Source organism: Aquimarina gracilis, from assembly GCF_035285365.1.
Lineage (GTDB): Bacteria > Bacteroidota > Bacteroidia > Flavobacteriales > Flavobacteriaceae > Aquimarina > Aquimarina gracilis.
In genome coordinates, this window is sequence record NZ_JAYKLX010000012.1 from 1 (window position 1) to 17,625 (window position 17,625).

Genomic DNA, 17,625 nt, shown 5'->3' on the forward strand with positions numbered 1-17,625 from the left:
TGGTCATCGAAGGCCTTGAAGCGTATGGAAACAACGTGGTGAAGATATACGACCTGAGCCAACGGTTGCTGTTCAGCGCGCATTATGGGGGACCCGGCGATGGCTGGGACGGCACTTATAAAGGTAGCATGGTCCCTGTGGGCTCTTATGTATGTGTGATCGACTACAACGAAGCGGGGCTGGGCCACGAAACAAAAATGATCTATGTTAATTATTGATCTTGTCGGGTTTCGAGAGCCTCAACCCTCACTAATGTTGAATCCTACGGACCCTGAGGTCCTCGAAGGGTCGAGGGGTAAGTAGTACTAAGCATTATCCCGGGCGGGGCGGAGTCGAAGGGTCGAAGGGTCGAAGGGTCGAAGGGTGAACTGCACACTGAGCCTGTCGGAGTGGAAGTCGAGGGGGAGGAACTCCCTCAAATTATAAATAAACCAAATACATAATTATAAACAACAAGAATTAAAATGAACGAAAACAACAGAATTAGTAAGGTACTTACCAGTGAAGAGATCACCAGTATACAACAATGTCTTACCACCTTAAAATGTGAATTAGATTTTTTACAAAACTTAACGCCCAACGAGCGTAAAAATCTACCCAAAATCAATAGCGCCAACAAAATTTTTGCAGAAGATAGCATTCATATCCTTGAGGGCAGGCCCCAATGGATCCCGGGTGCTTTAACGGCAGAAGAAGCCCGCAAAGATCTTACCCTGTTTGAGCAATTAGATCCCATCATTCTGGAGCTGGAAAGTGTATTGCGCCAGTTAAAAGATACCCAGACCATTGTGGGTAGCGAGGTATATCGAGTAGCACTGTCGGTTTATAGCCTTGCCGATGCTGCCCGCAAAATGCCAATGGAAGGCGCCCAAAGTGCCCACGAACTCTTAAAAGCCAGATTTTCTCAAAGCATAAACACCAATAATACCCCAGAAGATACGGTTGAATAGCAACACATTAGCAAAAAAGGTGGGTGCATGGTCAAAAAAGATGGCCCGAGGTACAAAAATACCCCGCTAGCCTACCAAAAAGGCGGGACGAGGTGCCAATCTACCGGGCGTACCTACTACTATAAGTGGGTGAACTGACAACGCTACAGGGATCTTTAACAATTGAAGTACCCATACCCACTTAGGTAAGTACCCTACCTGACAAATCTACAGGAACCTTTAACAATTGAAGTACCCTGGGGTACTTATACAAGTGGGAGGGGGTACTTGTATAAGTGGGGGGTATGTGTATATTATTTGATAGGAATGAGGAGCGAGGGTATGAGGATTATTGATCTTTCTGCTTTTGTAATGGTCCGGTTTCGACTCCGAGGTTCCTGGGCTATCGAAGGGCTCAGCCCACGATGGTGTTCGCACCCTGAGGCTATTCGAAATGCGGCCTATAACAATCTCAGGTTACGTTACGTTGAATTTAATCCGTTACAATATTCTTTTTTAATTGGTTTAGTCAGGAGCTGTCAAAATTGAGTGGTTATTCGTCATAAAATGGAGAAAAAGTGTATCGATCCTTCGTCTATGCTCGGGATGATAAGGCTTTTGACGGAAATCTCTTGTTGCGATACATTTTTGTTACCACAAAAACACTCAAACCGACACATTTTTCTTAGTCATCATTAACTATAAAAAACCTCAAATAATATTTGGATTAAATCTAAATAAGAATTAGTTTCGCATCCGGAATATGGAATTACTTTTCGCCTCGAAATATTATACTTCGTATCAGTCTGCAAAAGATCGCTGTTATTATATTGATTTTGGCCATAAAACGGTCAAAGTTTCCTTTTGTCAGTTATTAAGTTTGCGTTATAAAGCAAAGCAGTTATCGACTCCTGAACATATAGAGTATATGCTGGATCATCATGATGTAACGTTGCTAACCTTCTGTGATAAAGAGCATTTGATTTTACTGGATACCTTACAGGTTTTAGATTTTACCGAACTGATTCAGGGTACATTTGCCATGATGGAGCTTCGTAGTGTGCTTACCGCCTAAGTTTCCTTTGATTTAGACTGTCTATAAATTACCGTGGCCACTCGCTTTACCGCTGTATTTTCCTTAATTTTATACAACAACATAAAGAAATTCACTATGGAAAATATTGCAAGACAACAAATCAGTATCAATCTGGAGGTGATGGATATGCTTAATCAGCAAATCGCCAAAGAACAACACTCTTCGTCAGTGTATTTAGCAATGGCTTCCTGGTGCGATCAAAAAGGACTGTCTAGAAGTGCTTCTTTTTTCTACAAGCAATCGCTAGAAGAAAGAGAGCATATGATGAAAATTTTCAAATTTATTAACGATTGTGGCGGTGCAGCACATTCACCAGAGGTGTCTAATATTGCACACGAATACGCATCGTTAAAAGAGATTTTTGAGCTGGCACTGCAACAAGAAATTGCAATTACGCAATCTATTTATAAGATTGTAGCGGCTTGCCGAAAAGTAAATGATTTTGGCGCCGAGAATTTCTTACAGTGGTTTGTAGAAGAGCAAATGGAAGAGGAGCAAAGCATACGCGATATCCTTGATATGATGGAGCTTATGGGTGATGATGCGGCTCTCAAGTTAATCGATGAACGTATTCCGAAGGAATAATCTGAAAAAAACTGTCAATTCTAATGTTCCGATGGTAATTGGACTCCTCAGGCACACAGGTCGAGAATAGGTTTTTTATGATACTAGTTTTTCCAACTCTACCGTGTAATCATACTGTAAATCTTCATGTAACGAAGGGAGCTTCTTTTGAATGGAGGTAAGCTCACGATATAATATCGTTTGTAAGACATTATTTCTATGAATATACGGTTGAAAACCCGATAACTTTTTACAGAAGTAGAGTAACAATTCTACTTCTGTTTCTTTGTTTTTAGAATACCGAATATACTTTTTGATCATACGCAGAATCTTGCGGACACTTTTTTTGATATAATGGTAGGAGGCGGTGTTAATAAGATCAAACTGCTCGTCAACTTCACGCTGTATGCTTTCTATATATCCTTCTTCATGCGAGGATTCGAATAACAAGTAGGTAAGTAACTCTTTATTCTCTTTTTTAAATCTGGATAACCTGAGGCATAACTCCATGAGTTCTTGAGTAGAACAATGGGTTAATTCGGTTTTGATCTCTTTTACAGTAGCAGTTTTCATCTGTTTATTTTTATTGCTTTTTATCTGTCAGATGGAATCGCCATTACTCATTTTGGTGAATATTAATCTAATAGGTATGGCTTATTTCATAGCCGCAATTTATATAAAAGAAATAGAGATAAGCTAAATATCATAATCTATATTTTTAAACTGTACAAGCTGGTTTATTTAATGAAAAATATCTAACGGTATCATCCTGCACTCGATTAGGAATCTTATTAAGGACAGTTTTTTTTCAAAGGGTGTGATGCTGAAATAAATTCAGCATGATGGGTATGCATCAATGAGTATTGTATTTCGAAAACCTCCTAAGTTTCTGGGGTAATCCACTGATTTTTAACCTTTTTAACTGATTTGTTAATAGCTGAATCCCTTTGTTAATAAGGGGTGTCAGAGTTATTAACATAGTTATTAATAGTTAAAGTAGGTTTTTACTTACTAATTATGTGATTTTTTATAATTTTTGTGTTTTACAACGAAAATAATAATAATTTCAACAAATTATTAACAAATAATAAACATTTTATTTTGTTAATTGTTGATAACTTATTAATTTAGTGCTAGTTAACCTTAAATCACATAGTCATGAATAATTTATTTTCCACTTTAGGGCTGAATTTTACAAGCATTCTAAATTTTTTAAGAGAACTTCCTGAAGCTTCTAGATATGCGATGCGTAAGTAATTTTGTAAGAAATAGAGATATAACAAATTTTGGTTTTGTGTTTTTTAAATCGATCAGGGGGATTATCTTCTGGTAGTCCCTTTTTGATTTAAAAATCAGAAAAACAAAAACTAAGATTTATGGCGTAAGAATGCGGGTCGGGTTTAATCTCCCTCATATACTTCAACAAACCCGATACCGCATTTTATAACCATGTCATCATATAATAGGCAATTCTTGCAGCCAGGCGTGCTGTGCAGTTGTCTATATCATAGGTTGGGTTGAGTTCTACCAGGTCTGCACTAATAAGTTTATTAGATTTACAAATCTGCTGTATGGTTTCCATAGCAATGTCTATAGAAAATCCGAATGGGGAAGGAGCACTTACTCCCGGGGCATAAGCCGAAGAAAATCCATCAATATCAATAGTAAGATACACCAGGTCAACGGTATTTATAAAATTAGCCACAGTTTGAGCCACTTTTTGCTTGTTTTGTGAAGTAAATTCTGTATTGAGGAGATAATCGACCTTATAGTTAGTTGCCACTTCAAATAGTTCTCTGTTATTAGACTCCTTTTGAATCCCCAGACATAAATAGTTGAAATCTTTATTTTCTTGCGCAATTTGAAAGAACGGTGTTCCGGAATTTCCTTTGCCTTCCACTTTTCTTAAATCAAAATGCGCGTCTAGATTAATAATACCAATGGTTTTGTTCGGAAATTGTTTTTTAATACCATTATAATGTGCATAAGCAAGATCATGACCACCACCTAATACAATTGGAAAAATAGCATGCTGTAGTAATAATGCAATGCTATCTGAAGTATCTTGTTGTGTTTCTTCTAAATCTTGATCGATACAAGTCATATTACCAACATCCAGAAGTTGTACATCACTTGAAAAATGATTAGAAAGAGATGCCATCATTTTTCTGATGGCCTGTGGACCTTCTACCGCACCAATTCTGCCTTGATTTCGTTTCACACCTTCATCACACACATATCCTAATACAGCAAAGCTTTTATCTTTTACAGTTTCCAAAGGATCCTTGGTAAGATCTATACAATTAATCTTTTCATGTAGGTATAATTCTTTTTCTGAAGAACGTCCCGTCCATACCTCTGGATTTGGTTTTTGGTAGTTTTTCATTTGGTTGCGATGAAGTCTATGCAAATTACAGAATTTTATTTAGTACTGAATCTTCTACTATATTAGGAAGTGTGACTTGTAATTCTGGAGTACGTTCCATTTCTCTTTTGATAGCAAACAAGGCTTCTCTGTTTCGGGCCCAGCTTCTACGGGCTATGCCATTATTTACATCATAAAACAACATACGTTTCAAACGTTCTGAAGCATCTTCAGATCCATCGAGTACAAGACCAAAACCACCATTAATCACTTCACCCCAGCCAACACCTCCACCATTGTGTATCGATACCCAGGTGGCACCTCTAAAACTATCTCCAATCACATTATGAATAGCCATATCGGCTGTAAATTTACTTCCGTCATAGATGTTACTGGTTTCTCGATACGGAGAATCGGTACCGCTCACATCGTGATGGTCTCTTCCTAATACAACCGGCGCAGTGATGTCGCCATTTTTTATGGCTGTATTGAAAGCCTCTGCGATTTTGATTCTTCCTTCGGCATCAGCATACAAAATACGGGCTTGTGAGCCTACCACTAGCTTATTTTCTTTAGCTTCTTCGATCCAAGTCATGTTATCCTGCATCTGTTGTTGAATCTCTTTGGGAGATACTTTTTTAATCGAAGCCATTATCTCTAGGGCAATTTGATCGGTTTTGTCAAGATCTTCCGGTTTTCCTGATGTGCAAACCCATCTAAAGGGTCCAAAACCATAATCAAAACACATGGGCCCTAATATATCTTGTACGTACGATGGATATTTGAAATCAATACCATTTTTAGCCATGACATCGGCTCCTGCACGAGAAGCTTCCAAAAGAAAAGCATTTCCGTAGTCAAAGAAATACGTGCCTCTTGCGGTATGTTTATTAATAGCAGCAGCATGTCTGCGAAGTGATTCCTGTACTTTAACTTTAAAGGTTTCAGGATCGTTGCTGATCATGGCATTGGATTCTTCATAACTCAAGCCTACCGGATAATAACCACCGGACCATGGGTTGTGTAACGAGGTTTGGTCAGAACCCAGATCTATATAAATGTTTTCTTCGTAAAACTGTTCCCATACATCCACAATGTTTCCCTGATATGCAATGGAAACCGTTTCTTTTTGATCCACTGCTTTTCGAACTCTGGAAACAAGGTCTTCCATAGTATCCAGAATTTCGTCTACCCAACCTTGTTCATGGCGTTTTTGAGCGGCCATAGGATTTACTTCGGCACAAATAGTGATACAACCAGCAATATTTCCGGCTTTAGGTTGTGCACCACTCATCCCACCCAAACCAGCAGTTAGAAAGATTTTACCTGCCGGAGATTCATTTTGCTGCAATGTTTTTCTAAAGGCATTCATTACGGTGATCGTAGTACCATGCACGATTCCTTGCGGACCAATATACATATAGCTGCCTGCTGTCATTTGCCCATATAGGGTTACACCAAGAGCATTGTATTTTTCCCAATCGTCGGGTTTAGAATAGTTGGGGATCATCATTCCGTTAGTAACAATTACACGAGGAGCATCTTTTGAAGAAGGAAACAATCCCATAGGGTGCCCAGAATACATATGTAATGTTTGCTCTTGGGTCATAGTAGCCAAATACTTCATAGTAAGCAGGTACTGTGCCCAATTCTGAAAAACAGCACCATTACCACCATAGGTGATTAATTCATAAGGGTGTTGTGCCACAGCGGGATCCAAATTGTTTTGAATCATAAGCATGATAGCAGCAGCCTGTTGGGTATTTGATGGATAGTCGTCTATCGGGCGAGCATACATTTCGTATTCTGGCATAAAACGATACATATAGATGCGTCCAAATTCATCCAACTCTTCAAGAAATTCTTGAGCAAGTTCTGCGTGCCACGCTTCAGGAAAATATCGAAGCGCATTTCTAAGCGCTAGTTTTTTTTCTTCGGTAGAAAGAATTTGTTTTCGCTTAGGAGCTCGACTTATTTTAGCATCCAACGGCCTTTTTGAAGGCAATGAAGCTGGAACCCCTTGAAGTATTTGTTCTTTGAAAGTCATTTGATTTGCAGTATGAATTTTATACTATTGTTGAGATACTAAATCTCCTTGTTTCCAAACCTGATTGGGTACAAGTTTTCCTTGTTTGTAAAAAATCTCGTTATAATGATCGGTCTGAAAAAGATTAAAATCGGCCAGCATTCCTTCAGAAAGTACTCCGCGATCATTTAAATTGAGCGCTTTGGCTGCTCGAAATGTGATTCCGGCGAGTACTTCGCTATTCGATAGCTTTTCGAATGTTCCCAGGATACAAGCTTGCGTTAATAAATCTCCCATAGGCGCCGATCCGGGATTCCAATCACTAGCAATGGCAAGGGCTCCGCCTGCATCCAGAATTTTTCTGGCCGGGGTAAAACTACATCCTAATCCAATAGAGGCTCCAGGAAGTGCAACAGAAATTACATCACTTTTTGCAAGCATTTCGATTTCATCTTCGGTACTGGCTTCAAGGTGGTCGGCACTTTTGGCTTTCATTTTTACAGCCACTTCGCTACCACCCACACTAAACTGGTCGGCATGTACCGTAATATCAAATCCCATGGCCTTTGCTTTTTTGAAATACGGATAGATATCAGATGGCATAAAAGCACTTTTTTCGATAAAGGCATCGATTCTATTAGTCAGATTCTCCTCTTTTAAAATCGGAAACAAGGTGTTACCCATAGCTTCCAGGTATTCGTTATGGTTGCCATCAAAATCCTTGGGTAACATATGCCCGGCTAAACAGGTCGCAATCAGATCGGCTTCAGTACCAATATTGGCATTTTTAATAGCACGTAGCATTTTGAGTTCTTCTTTGACCGAGAGCCCATAACCACTTTTAACTTCAATGGTAGTAATACCGGTTTTTAAAAGTGTATTTGCCCTTTTGATAATGCCTAGGGTCAGCTCTTGCTGATCTGTTTTTCTGGTTTGTGTAACGGTATCCCATATTCCGCCTCCTGCTTCGGCAATTTCAAGATAGGATTTGCCGGCATTACGCATCGCATAATCCCTAGCTCTAGAACCTGAAAAACAGATGTGTGTATGTGCATCAATAAATCCAGGAACACAAACGTGATCGGCATGCAATTCGATAATTTCTACGTTAGGAATGTCTGCTTTTTCTTTTAATTCAGAAAAGTTGCCAATCGAGCGGATTTTATTTCCTTCAATCAATATTCCTGCATTTTCCAGGATAGGTAACTGTTCATCTTTTATGGCTCCTTTTACTGAAAGGCTTTCCATTGTTAGGACTTGAGTAATCGGACCAATAAGTTTATATTTCTTCATATGCTGAGTACAAATCTTAAGTGCTTGATAACGGTTATTTAATATACTTCAAATACCTCAGAAAAAGGCGTTTCCAAAGTTAAATTCTCTTTCTGCGATACTGTATCTACAATATCGATAATTGTTTTGTTTTTGATGATTTTGATGCCTTCTTCAATATCATCTGCAAATACTCGATCTTTTTCTGCAAAAGATACTTTAGTACGGATCTCTTTATATATCTCATCAAGGATTACTCCTGATTTTAAGGGTTTCCTGAACTCAAAAGCCTGGGCCGCGGTCAAAAGCTCGATGGCCAATATTTTTTCGACATTTTCAATAACTCTTAAGGCTTTTCGGCCACCAATAGAGCCCATACTTACATGGTCTTCTTGCCCAAGAGAAGTAGGTATGCTATCTGCACTAGACGGGAAACACAATCCCTTGTTTTCACTTGCCAGGGCAGCCGTGGTATATTGAAGAATCATGTATCCAGAATTAATTCCTGTGTTTTCCATCAATAATTTTGGTACTCCCGGTGAATTTCCTTCCAGGGCTAGGTAAATTCTACGATCAGAAATATTACCGATTTCTGAAGCTGCTAAACAAGCATAGTCTATTGCCATTGCCAGGGGTTGTCCATGAAAACTACCACCACTTATGGTGAGATCTTCATTGATTATGATGGGATTATCGGTAACCGAATTTAGTTCGGTTTCTAAAAGTTCTTTGAGATGTAACCAGGCATTTCTAGAGGCTCCATGCACTTGTGGGATACATCGTAATGAATAGGGATCCTGAACGCGGTCGCAATCAATATGATCTTCCATAATCTCTGACCCTTTTAATAATGATTTTACCCGGGAGGCGACATGGATATTTCCTCTGAAAGGTCTTAACTGGTGCAACTCCTTATAAAATGGTTTTACCGACCCTTGTAAACCTTCTATCATCATGGCGCCGATAATATCAGCTTGCGAAAGGCAGTTATGTAATAGTGCAACTACTTTTACCGCATGTGCCGCAATAAATTGCGTACCATTAATAAGAGCAAGACCTTCTTTTGGACCAAGATCTAACGGTTTTAGTCCAGTGGTTTTAAAAAGTTCGGATACTTCAATTGTATTTCCTTGATATGTAACTTTTCCTAAGCCAATAAGCGGCAAGAATAGATGAGACAGCGGTGCCAGATCTCCCGATGCTCCAACCGAACCCTGGCTTGGTACGATGGGTATGACATCGTTGTCGATATGCCAAAGGATGCGATCAAGAGTTTCTTCGGCAATGCCCGAATATCCTTTTGATAATGATTGTACTTTTAAAATCATCATCAGTTTTGCTATTTCGGTAGCTATAGGATCGCCAACACCTACACTATGACTTTGTAAAATATTGCTTTGAAGAATTTTGGTTTCTTCTTTTGATATTTTGGTAGTACATAGCGGACCGAATCCAGTATTGATTCCATAAATGGGGTGTCCTTTTTCTACAATATTCTCTACTACCTGCTTACTGTTTCTGATTTTCTTGCGAGATGCCTGGGAGATAATACCTTTGGTTTCTCCTCGAGCAATTTTCAAGGCTATCCCCGCGGTTAAATGGCCTTCTCCGTATAAAAAATGATCTGATTCTGTAGACATTGCGTATTTATGATTTGTTATACTAAAATAATGCATACATTTGATAATTGGAAATACTTATTTTATCAATATTTAATAACTATGAGTTATCAGTTGGAGTTGCGGCATTTTAATTATTTTTTGGCGGTCGCCGAAGAATTACACTTTCGTAAAGCTGCAGATCGTTTGTTTATTTCTCAACCCGGTTTAAGTAGGCAAATCAAGCAAATGGAAGAAATTATAGGAGTACAATTGTTTGTAAGAGATAAAAGAAATGTACGTTTAACCAATGCAGGGGAGTATCTTAAAAAAGAGCTGGATTATGTATTTAATCACATTGATTTCACGATAAAACAAACCCGTTTAATTGATGCGGGTAACGAAGGAGAGATACGAATAGGTTTTTTAGGATCTGCTATGCAGACTGTTATCCCGGAATTGTTGGTCGAAACAAATACAAAATTTCCTAAAATAAAGTTTAGCCTCGAAGAAATGTCGAATTATTTACAGGTAGAAGCTATTGAAAAGGATGAACTGGATTTGGGGTTTGTAAGGTTGGCTAGGGTGCCCAAGGGATTAAAAATGAAAACAGTTCATAGTGATACCTTTTCGTTGGTTTTACCAAAAGATCACCGTTTGGATAAACATTCTTTCAAAAGTGTAGACCAGGTTTCTGAAGAGAATTTTATCTTATTTTCTTCAGACTATAGTTCGTTGTACTATGATAAAATCATGAGTATATGCGAGGATAAGGGATTTAGCCCCAATGTTTCCCATAGATCGGTTCATGCACAAACAATATATAAATTGGTTGAAAGTGGGTTAGGGGTTGCTATCGTACCTACATCTTTGCAACATGGTTTTGATCTTAAAGTGAAGTTTCTGGAGATACCTAGAATTAAACAAAAGGCCGTTTTATCGGTAATTTGGAAAGAAAATAATCGCAATCCGGCGTTACAGCAAATAGCCGATTTGATTGACCTATAAAGGGTTTACAAAGATTTGGTACTTCTTGTCGAATAGATTTTTTTTTATTTCTGGATAGTGTTGTTTACTTTTGGTTGCATAATTTTATTGCTTTTTCTTAGTTTTTACTATGAAAGATTAATATTATTAGCTTTAAATAGTAATGCTCCAAACTTATAAACTATGAATAAAAAGCTGTTTTTTATTGCATTCCTTATGGGATTGTTTTGTCCAAAAATAAATGCTCAAGTTGAAGACTTTGAGATTGGTATCAAATTTGGATTAAATGCTACCCATCTAGAAGATAAAGCTGTCGATTCAAGAACAAGTATCCATTTAGGATTAGCAGCCGAATTTCCAATTAACGAATATCTGGGATTACAACCTGAACTATTATATTCTTTTCAGGGCTTCAGTACAGGCAGTATAGAACCTAATTTTGAGGAAGAAATCTTAAAAATAGACTATGTTATCCTTCCTGTAATGTTAAAGTATTATCCATTTTATGTGGTACCAGGTCTTAGTGTCGAAGTGGGTCCACAGATTGGTTATTTAACATCGGCAACTTTACAGCGCAAGAACGTTTTTGATGGTGGTGTGACTGAAACTTCGGATGTAGATTACGGAGAATTTATTTCTGATGTTGATATAGCTGTTAATTTTGGATTTGGATATCAATTTCCGATAGGAGCATTTTTTCAAGTACGCTACAATCTAGGAGTTACGAATATATATGAAACCTCTCCTTTTGGTGAAAATACATCTATTAGTTTTGAAAATTCAGTTTTTCAATTCTCTACAGGAATCAAATTCTAATATAAATAAAATAAAGATTACGTTTCTATCTACTTGATACAATTCTCAAAGTGGATAGAAACGTTTTTACTTATAGGACTTATTGAGCTGGCATACTGTAGAAAAATTGTTCTTGCGTTATCTTTCCGTTATTTACTTGATATACTGCTACTTCTTCCATTTTCATTCGCCCTTGTCCTTTAAATGTACAATCCATTTTCATGATGCAGCTGAAATGATTTTCGGCTACAATAGGGTCTGAAATTTCGCCTCCGTGAAATTCTTCTACGGTTGCATACCAGTCTTCACTTTTTTTGGTTACTGCATCCTTGCCCGATACTGTAGGAGAAGGAGCCCCAGGCATCTCTTTGCTCACCACGTTCTCATCATACAGTTCTTTAATAGCCTGCATGTTTTCTCCCATACGGCAAAGTTCTACTAAACGATTTGCAACTTGCTGTGTGTTCATAAAATTATGATTTATTGGTTATTGAGATAATTTTGAACCAATAAATTACAAAAAAACTTCAATGTATGAGTTTAAAGAACTGTTATAAGTTTGTTTACTATCCAACAGCTTCTTTATAAATCTGTAAGCAGCGTTCTCTTGCCATTTTATGTTCTACTATAGGTTGGGGATAAGTAAGTTCGCTTAGGTCTTTCACCCAGGTATTAATGTATTCTAGTTTTTTATCGAATTTGGTAATTTGAGTAGTTGGATTAAAAATTCTAAAGTAGGGTGCTGCATCCACACCAGATCCAGCTGCCCATTGCCAATTTCCTACATTTGCAGACATATCGTAATCTAATAGCTTTTCTGCAAAATACGCTTCGCCCCATCGCCAATCGATTAATAAATGTTTGCACAAAAAACTGGCTACAACCATACGTACGCGATTATGCATATATCCCGTTTGGTTAAGCTGACGCATACCAGCATCTACCAATGGATATCCGGTTTCGCCCTTTTTCCATTTTTCGAATTCAGTTTCATTGTTTCTCCATTCGATACGATCATATTTTGGCTTAAAAGCCTTGCCCTTGGTATGTGGATAATGCCAAAGGATCTGCATAAAAAACTCGCGCCAGATAAGTTCAGACCAGAACACTTCATTCTCTTCGGTTATTGCTTTTTTTATAATAGTTCGTATTCCTACAGTACCAAATCTAAGGTGAGGTCCTAGTTTTGAAGTTCCATAGTTTTTTGAAGGAAAGTTACGAGTGGCCTCATAATTTTGAATAAGGGTAGGAGAGCTATCAAATTCTGGTACTTTAATTTTTGATTTTACAAAACCCATTTTTTCCAAAGTTACACGGGGCAGCTCTGTATTTTTGATAAGGTTTTTTAAATATAGCTTGGTGTTATGTACTTTCAGCTTGGAAGGGTTGAATGACTCTTTCCATTTATTTTTATAAGGAGTGTAAACCACATAGGGGTTTCCGTCATTTTTGACAATCTCGTCTTTTTCAAAGATTACCTGATCTTTAAAAGTTTGAAATTCTATATTGTGTTCTGATAGTAATTTTTTGATTTCGGTATCTCGCTCTTGAGCATACGGCTCATAGTCATGATTGGTAAATACCTTTTGTATATCAAACTTATGAATGAGATCTGCTAGAACCTCTTTTGGTTGTCCATAAAACATTGCCAACGAACTGCGATGTTCCTTTTTGATCTTGTGATTGAGGTTTTGTAATGTTTCAAAGATAAAAGTAACTCGGGCATCATCTTTTGATAAATGATCAAGAATGTTTTTATCAAAAATAAAAATGGGAAGTACCGGGTTTTCTTCCTGAAGTGATTTTAACAATCCAATATTATCATCAAGTCTAAGGTCTCTTCGAAACCAGAAAACAGATACTTTCTGATTCATTACTAGTTGACATTTAAGGTAGACATTCCGCCGTCGACACCAATTACTTGACCGGTGATCCAACTACTGTCATCACTTAATAAAAATTTAGCGATATTGGCTATATCTTCGGCTTGGCCTACACGTTTCATAGGGTGACGTTTATTCATTAATTCTTTCTTTTTGTCATTTCCCAATAATCTTTCGGCAAGAGGGGTATCAGTAAGTGAGGGAGCGATTACATTCACTCTAAATTGAGGAGCATATTCTGCAGCCAAAGCTTTAGCAAAACCCTCGATGGCTCCTTTTGCAGCAGCAATACTGGTGTGAAAAGGCATTCCTACTTTTACCGCCACTGTACTGAAGAAAATAAGACTTGCTTGATCAGAATTTTTAAGTTTTGGAAGTAACCCATGTATGATTTTAACCAAGAACATGAAATTTATCTGCATATCATCTTCAAAGGCTTTGGCATCCAGCATTTTGAATGGTTTTAGATTTATACTACCAGGGCAATACACAAATCCATCGATTCTTTCTGGTAATGCAGAAGTATCGATTTCATCTTTTGAAGCATCGTAAGGAATGTGGGTTACTTCAAGATTACCCAGATTTTCCGAAGTTCTGGATGCTATAAAGATATTATGATCACTATATAGTTTTAAAGCAATTTCAAACCCTATACCATGACTGCCTCCTATGAGTAAGATGTTTTTTCTCATGACTATCCTATCTTTTTAAATAAATACAAGTTTGCTTTCTGTTTCTACTTCGAAGGTACCAAATAACTCTATTAGTTTCTTTTCACGATACTTAAAAATTTCTTTTAGCTTTGGTTTAACTAGTATAGGATGAATAAGCTGTCCTAGAAAGCCAAAAGGAACTTTATAGTCAATAATATCTTCCATTTCTACACCACCAGGGATTTCTTTTATAAAGTGTTTGTGATGCCAAAGTGCATAGGGACCAAATCGTTGTTCGTCTACAAAATATTGTTTGTCCGTTACATGAGTAATTTCGGTTACCCATTTATTTTTAATGCCGGCAACAGGAGTAACAATATATTGGATAATTTGGCCAGGGTACATTTTGCGTTCGGCACCAGAAATAATTTTGAATCCCATATAATCTGGGGTTATGGTTTTGAGATTTCTTGGATCTGATAGGAATTCCCAGGCTTCGTCTAAAGAAATTGGCAAGTTTTGCTTTGTTTTCAGGGTATAAATTTTCATACTTCAAAGTAATTTGAAGTAAAAATACAATCATTTTGTTTAACAATAATCATTAAAATGTTAAACAAAAAATAATTTTTAGGTTCAGAAGTAGCCTTCAGCCCATGATTTGGCTTCTTCCAGGCACGTGAAAAAAGCGAATGATCTGCCGTACATAGATTGCTCTATTTCTGCTTTTCCTCTTTCTTCATTATCGGTTGAGACTATTGCTAGTCCTTTCATGTTACTTAGTTGCCCTTCTTTATAGATCTGGGGAGAGACATTGTGTTTATGTTTACGATTGCTGATCATAATGAAATCCTTTGACTTATAGAATTTGGTAAGCTTATCTCTTATTATAGATGCTTTTTCTAAAGTCAAATCGATATTCTCATTTATTGTAAGTACAACGAATTGATCATATAGCTGCATTTCGCAAAATTCGTTAGAAAAATGCTTCATAGGTAAGGGGGAAGGTTTATTATGAGATAAAGATATGTTAAAAAGAGTTAATTATGCAAATTCTGAAGGCTTAGAATACATACTTTAACACTCATCACAACAATTTTCAGGTTTAACTACTTTACAAGTTAATACTGCTAAAAGAGCTCCAGCTATAGGAGCAATGAAGTAAAGCCATTGTTGCTCCCAGTGACCAGATAAAAGGGCTGGACCCAGAGATCTTGCCGGGTTCATCGAAGCTTTGGTGATCGGACCAGCAAACATAGCTTCTAGAAGTACAATCCCACCAATAGCTATTCCTGCCATTGTCCCTATTTCCTTGGAACCTGTAGATACGTTAATAATAACTACCATAAGAAAATAGGTAAGAAGTAATTCTAATATAAATGCTCTAAAACTATCTACCGTAGGTATGGTTCCACCAAGAAACTCGCTCTCAGGAAATAGAAAAAGCAAAACTGAACTAGCCACAATAGCTCCAACACATTGTGCAATTATATATTTTGGAACCTCTTTCCATTCAAACTTTTTGGCATAGGCAAATGCAATGGTTACAGCCGGATTAAAATGAGCTCCAGAGATTTCACCAAAGGCATAAATCATAGCCATAACAATAAGTCCCCAGGTAATTGCTATTCCAACATGGGTTACATCGCCACCTGTTACTTCATTAATGGTCATTGCCCCGGTACCACAAAATATTAAGCTAAAAGTTCCAATACTTTCTGAAATGTATTTTCGCATCTTCTTTGTAATATGTTGGCAAATATACCATTACTTATTTTAAGTTTTTGTTAACTTTTAATGCAAGGGTAATCCTTATTTTCGTTACTAAATAATTCTAACAAACTAAATTAAACACAATGAAAAAGATTGTCTTATTTCTTTCTGTGGCTTTATTATCCTTTGGGATTGAGGCGCAGGTAAAAACTCCACAACCGAGCCCTACCTCTAAAATTAATCAGGTTATTGGATTAACAGATGTTTCTGTTGAATACGCACGTCCTAGTATGAGAGGAAGAACAATATATGGGGATTTGGTACCGTATGACAAACTTTGGAGAACCGGTGCTAATAAAAATACTCAAATTACTTTTAGTGACGATGTAAAAGTTGAAGGCAAGGAATTAAAGAAAGGAACCTATGCAATTTTTACTAAACCAGGAAAAGAGAATTGGGAAGTAATCTTTTATAGCGATGCAAATAACTGGGGAACTCCAAGAAAATGGGATGATACCAAAGTTGCTGCAAAAGCAACTATAAAAGCAAGTGCTCTTCCTATGAATGTAGAAACATTTACGATTATGTTTAACGACTTTACTATGGATTCTGCAAAGATGTATATCGTATGGTCTAATGTTGAAGTTGGATTAAAAATTGAAGTTCCTGCAAAGAAGGCGGCTATCGCAAGTATCGAAAAAACAATGGCAGGGCCATCTGCAGGAGATCATTATCAAGCAGCGGTTTTCTATAAAGAAATTGAAGATTTTGCAAAGGCAAAAGAACATATTGATAAAGCTATTTCTTTAAGAAAAGAACCTGCTTTCTGGTTTCATAGACAACAATCTCTTATTTACGCAAAGACAGGAGATAAGGATGGGGCAATAAAAGCAGCCAAAACTTCGTTAGAATTAGCAGAAAAGGCAGGTAATGCTGACTATGTAAAACTTAATAAGGACTCCCTTGCAGAGTGGGGAGCAAAATAAACACTCTTTCTCACACACAAATCATTTGAAAAAGCGTTCCGAATAGGAACGCTTTTTTGGTTTTCTAATCTTCGTCTTCGAGAATAAAAATCTCTTCAACTGGCTTTTTGAATAACCTAGCTATCTTTAATGCCAAGAGGGTAGAAGGGACGTACTTGTTTTTTTCCATGGCGTTAATCGTTTGCCTACTTACCCCAATTTTTTCGGCTAGATCTGCCTGCGTAAGGTCATGAATAGCTCTTTGAACTTTTATGTTATTCTTCATGGCCAGTCTTTTTATATACGATGTAATTAAACCGGACAATAAATATGATTAGAGGAGTAAACATATTATAGATCATAATACTCATAAAATTAGTATGATAAAAGAATAGGGTTGCAAATAGCAATATCCCATAGTTTATCAAAATGGCCCATTTTAAAGAGCTTAACCTAATTTTAGAAATAAATTCATCTTCAATTTTTTCTTTTGAAAAACCTACTAACAACCCTCCTGTAATGATCATCAACGTTAGTATTTCATCTACAATGCTATCCTCTATAATACTAACCAAGCCATTATTTTTTGAGAATATGATATCGTTATGAAATAGTGAGATCACCTTTACGGTTAATAAATCAGATTCGAAATCATTTAATGCATGGATAATCCCGAATGTTATACCAACCACAAGAAGAACCCATCCCGGTTTTTTGAATTTGTTTGATAATAAATATTTCATCATGCTCGATTTTTGTTTAATGAATTCAAATGTAATGTA

20 protein-coding genes are annotated in these 17,625 nt (G+C 37.1%); 7 read left to right on the forward strand and 13 right to left on the reverse strand.

Annotated features, from left to right (window positions below):
* From U6A24_RS21910 to U6A24_RS21925, 4 genes are all read left to right on the forward strand, one after another.
* Positions 1–218: T9SS type B sorting domain-containing protein (locus tag U6A24_RS21910; protein WP_324182169.1), on the forward strand; the 218-nt coding region annotated here is incomplete at its 5' end.
* 246 nt (positions 219–464) lie between these two features.
* Positions 465–950, forward strand: coding sequence for a hypothetical protein (locus U6A24_RS21915; protein WP_324182170.1), 486 nt, complete (start codon positions 465–467; stop codon positions 948–950).
* A 742-nt stretch (positions 951–1,692) separates the two neighbouring features.
* Entirely contained in the window at positions 1,693–2,004 is a 312-nt protein-coding gene (locus tag U6A24_RS21920) for a hypothetical protein (RefSeq protein ID WP_324182171.1), read from the forward strand.
* 33 nt (positions 2,005–2,037) lie between these two features.
* Positions 2,038–2,610 (forward strand): ferritin, encoded by a 573-nt coding sequence (locus tag U6A24_RS21925; RefSeq protein ID WP_324182172.1) that lies wholly within the window; start codon positions 2,038–2,040, stop codon positions 2,608–2,610.
* 75 nt (positions 2,611–2,685) lie between these two features.
* Here the strand turns inward: U6A24_RS21925 and U6A24_RS21930 are convergent, their stop codons facing one another.
* The 5 genes from U6A24_RS21930 to hutH form a co-directional block, all read right to left on the reverse strand.
* Entirely contained in the window at positions 2,686–3,162 is a 477-nt protein-coding gene (locus U6A24_RS21930; RefSeq protein WP_324182173.1) for a hypothetical protein, read from the reverse strand.
* A gap of 868 nt (positions 3,163–4,030) precedes the next feature.
* Entirely contained in the window at positions 4,031–4,975 is a 945-nt protein-coding gene (hutG, locus tag U6A24_RS21935) for a formimidoylglutamase (RefSeq protein WP_324182174.1), read from the reverse strand.
* A 25-nt stretch (positions 4,976–5,000) separates the two neighbouring features.
* Positions 5,001–7,001: a urocanate hydratase gene (locus tag U6A24_RS21940; RefSeq protein WP_324182175.1), complete on the reverse strand. Its 2,001-nt coding sequence runs from the start codon at positions 6,999–7,001 to the stop codon at positions 5,001–5,003.
* Positions 7,002–7,025: 24 nt separating this feature from the next.
* Positions 7,026–8,273 carry an imidazolonepropionase gene (gene hutI / locus U6A24_RS21945; protein ID WP_324182176.1) on the reverse strand — a complete coding sequence of 416 codons (1,248 nt, stop codon included), beginning with the start codon at positions 8,271–8,273 and terminating at the stop codon, positions 7,026–7,028.
* Positions 8,274–8,311: 38 nt separating this feature from the next.
* Positions 8,312–9,892: a histidine ammonia-lyase gene (hutH, locus tag U6A24_RS21950; protein ID WP_324182177.1), complete on the reverse strand. Its 1,581-nt coding sequence runs from the start codon at positions 9,890–9,892 to the stop codon at positions 8,312–8,314.
* Positions 9,893–9,973: 81 nt separating this feature from the next.
* Between hutH and U6A24_RS21955 the strand changes: the two genes are divergently transcribed.
* On the forward strand, positions 9,974–10,858 hold the full coding sequence (locus U6A24_RS21955) for a LysR family transcriptional regulator (RefSeq protein WP_324182178.1): 885 nt from the start codon (positions 9,974–9,976) through the stop codon (positions 10,856–10,858).
* A 162-nt stretch (positions 10,859–11,020) separates the two neighbouring features.
* On the forward strand, positions 11,021–11,653 hold the full coding sequence (locus U6A24_RS21960; protein ID WP_324182179.1) for a porin family protein: 633 nt from the start codon (positions 11,021–11,023) through the stop codon (positions 11,651–11,653).
* Positions 11,654–11,732: 79 nt separating this feature from the next.
* Here the strand turns inward: U6A24_RS21960 and U6A24_RS21965 are convergent, their stop codons facing one another.
* From U6A24_RS21965 to U6A24_RS21990, 6 genes are all read right to left on the reverse strand, one after another.
* Positions 11,733–12,101 (reverse strand): nuclear transport factor 2 family protein, encoded by a 369-nt coding sequence (locus tag U6A24_RS21965; RefSeq protein WP_324182180.1) that lies wholly within the window; start codon positions 12,099–12,101, stop codon positions 11,733–11,735.
* A 97-nt stretch (positions 12,102–12,198) separates the two neighbouring features.
* Entirely contained in the window at positions 12,199–13,506 is a 1,308-nt protein-coding gene (locus U6A24_RS21970) for a cryptochrome/photolyase family protein (protein ID WP_324182181.1), read from the reverse strand.
* Positions 13,507–13,508: 2 nt separating this feature from the next.
* On the reverse strand, positions 13,509–14,207 hold the full coding sequence (locus U6A24_RS21975; protein ID WP_324182182.1) for an SDR family NAD(P)-dependent oxidoreductase: 699 nt from the start codon (positions 14,205–14,207) through the stop codon (positions 13,509–13,511).
* 15 nt (positions 14,208–14,222) lie between these two features.
* The gene (locus U6A24_RS21980; protein WP_324182183.1) at positions 14,223–14,717 is read right to left on the reverse strand and encodes an SRPBCC family protein; all 495 of its coding nucleotides are present in this window, start codon (positions 14,715–14,717) and stop codon (positions 14,223–14,225) included.
* Between the two features lie 84 nt (positions 14,718–14,801).
* Entirely contained in the window at positions 14,802–15,158 is a 357-nt protein-coding gene (locus U6A24_RS21985; RefSeq protein WP_324182184.1) for a hypothetical protein, read from the reverse strand.
* An 84-nt stretch (positions 15,159–15,242) separates the two neighbouring features.
* Positions 15,243–15,902: an MIP/aquaporin family protein gene (locus U6A24_RS21990; protein ID WP_324182185.1), complete on the reverse strand. Its 660-nt coding sequence runs from the start codon at positions 15,900–15,902 to the stop codon at positions 15,243–15,245.
* 119 nt (positions 15,903–16,021) lie between these two features.
* Between U6A24_RS21990 and U6A24_RS21995 the strand changes: the two genes are divergently transcribed.
* Complete coding sequence (locus tag U6A24_RS21995; protein WP_324182186.1) at positions 16,022–16,864, forward strand: DUF2911 domain-containing protein; 843 nt, start codon at positions 16,022–16,024, stop codon at positions 16,862–16,864.
* Between the two features lie 64 nt (positions 16,865–16,928).
* Here U6A24_RS21995 and U6A24_RS22000 read toward each other — a convergent pair whose 3' ends face one another.
* A complete protein-coding gene (locus U6A24_RS22000; protein ID WP_324182187.1) occupies positions 16,929–17,129 on the reverse strand; it encodes a helix-turn-helix transcriptional regulator in 201 nt (66 codons plus the stop codon).
* The gene (locus U6A24_RS22005) at positions 17,119–17,586 is read right to left on the reverse strand and encodes a hypothetical protein (RefSeq protein WP_324182188.1); all 468 of its coding nucleotides are present in this window, start codon (positions 17,584–17,586) and stop codon (positions 17,119–17,121) included. Before U6A24_RS22005 ends, U6A24_RS22000 begins: the two co-directional genes overlap by 11 nt.
* Positions 17,587–17,625 lie beyond the last annotated feature (39 nt).

What these genes read in the sequence shown, in the direction of transcription:
- U6A24_RS21915 (WP_324182170.1), top strand. Translation starts at nt 465, where the DNA reads ATGAACGAAAACAACAGAATTAGTAAGGTACTTACCAGTGAAGAGATC.
- U6A24_RS21920 (WP_324182171.1), top strand. Translation starts at nt 1,693, where the DNA reads ATGGAATTACTTTTCGCCTCGAAATATTATACTTCGTATCAGTCTGCA.
- U6A24_RS21930 (WP_324182173.1), bottom strand. Translation starts at nt 3,162, where the DNA reads ATGAAAACTGCTACTGTAAAAGAGATCAAAACCGAATTAACCCATTGT.
- hutG (WP_324182174.1), bottom strand. Translation starts at nt 4,975, where the DNA reads ATGAAAAACTACCAAAAACCAAATCCAGAGGTATGGACGGGACGTTCT.
- U6A24_RS21940 (WP_324182175.1), bottom strand. Translation starts at nt 7,001, where the DNA reads ATGACTTTCAAAGAACAAATACTTCAAGGGGTTCCAGCTTCATTGCCT.
- hutI (WP_324182176.1), bottom strand. Translation starts at nt 8,273, where the DNA reads ATGAAGAAATATAAACTTATTGGTCCGATTACTCAAGTCCTAACAATG.
- hutH (WP_324182177.1), bottom strand. Translation starts at nt 9,892, where the DNA reads ATGTCTACAGAATCAGATCATTTTTTATACGGAGAAGGCCATTTAACC.
- U6A24_RS21955 (WP_324182178.1), top strand. Translation starts at nt 9,974, where the DNA reads ATGAGTTATCAGTTGGAGTTGCGGCATTTTAATTATTTTTTGGCGGTC.
- U6A24_RS21960 (WP_324182179.1), top strand. Translation starts at nt 11,021, where the DNA reads ATGAATAAAAAGCTGTTTTTTATTGCATTCCTTATGGGATTGTTTTGT.
- U6A24_RS21965 (WP_324182180.1), bottom strand. Translation starts at nt 12,101, where the DNA reads ATGAACACACAGCAAGTTGCAAATCGTTTAGTAGAACTTTGCCGTATG.
- U6A24_RS21970 (WP_324182181.1), bottom strand. Translation starts at nt 13,506, where the DNA reads ATGAATCAGAAAGTATCTGTTTTCTGGTTTCGAAGAGACCTTAGACTT.
- U6A24_RS21975 (WP_324182182.1), bottom strand. Translation starts at nt 14,207, where the DNA reads ATGAGAAAAAACATCTTACTCATAGGAGGCAGTCATGGTATAGGGTTT.
- U6A24_RS21980 (WP_324182183.1), bottom strand. Translation starts at nt 14,717, where the DNA reads ATGAAAATTTATACCCTGAAAACAAAGCAAAACTTGCCAATTTCTTTA.
- U6A24_RS21985 (WP_324182184.1), bottom strand. Translation starts at nt 15,158, where the DNA reads ATGAAGCATTTTTCTAACGAATTTTGCGAAATGCAGCTATATGATCAA.
- U6A24_RS21990 (WP_324182185.1), bottom strand. Translation starts at nt 15,902, where the DNA reads ATGCGAAAATACATTTCAGAAAGTATTGGAACTTTTAGCTTAATATTT.
- U6A24_RS21995 (WP_324182186.1), top strand. Translation starts at nt 16,022, where the DNA reads ATGAAAAAGATTGTCTTATTTCTTTCTGTGGCTTTATTATCCTTTGGG.
- U6A24_RS22000 (WP_324182187.1), bottom strand. Translation starts at nt 17,129, where the DNA reads ATGAAGAATAACATAAAAGTTCAAAGAGCTATTCATGACCTTACGCAG.
- U6A24_RS22005 (WP_324182188.1), bottom strand. Translation starts at nt 17,586, where the DNA reads ATGAAATATTTATTATCAAACAAATTCAAAAAACCGGGATGGGTTCTT.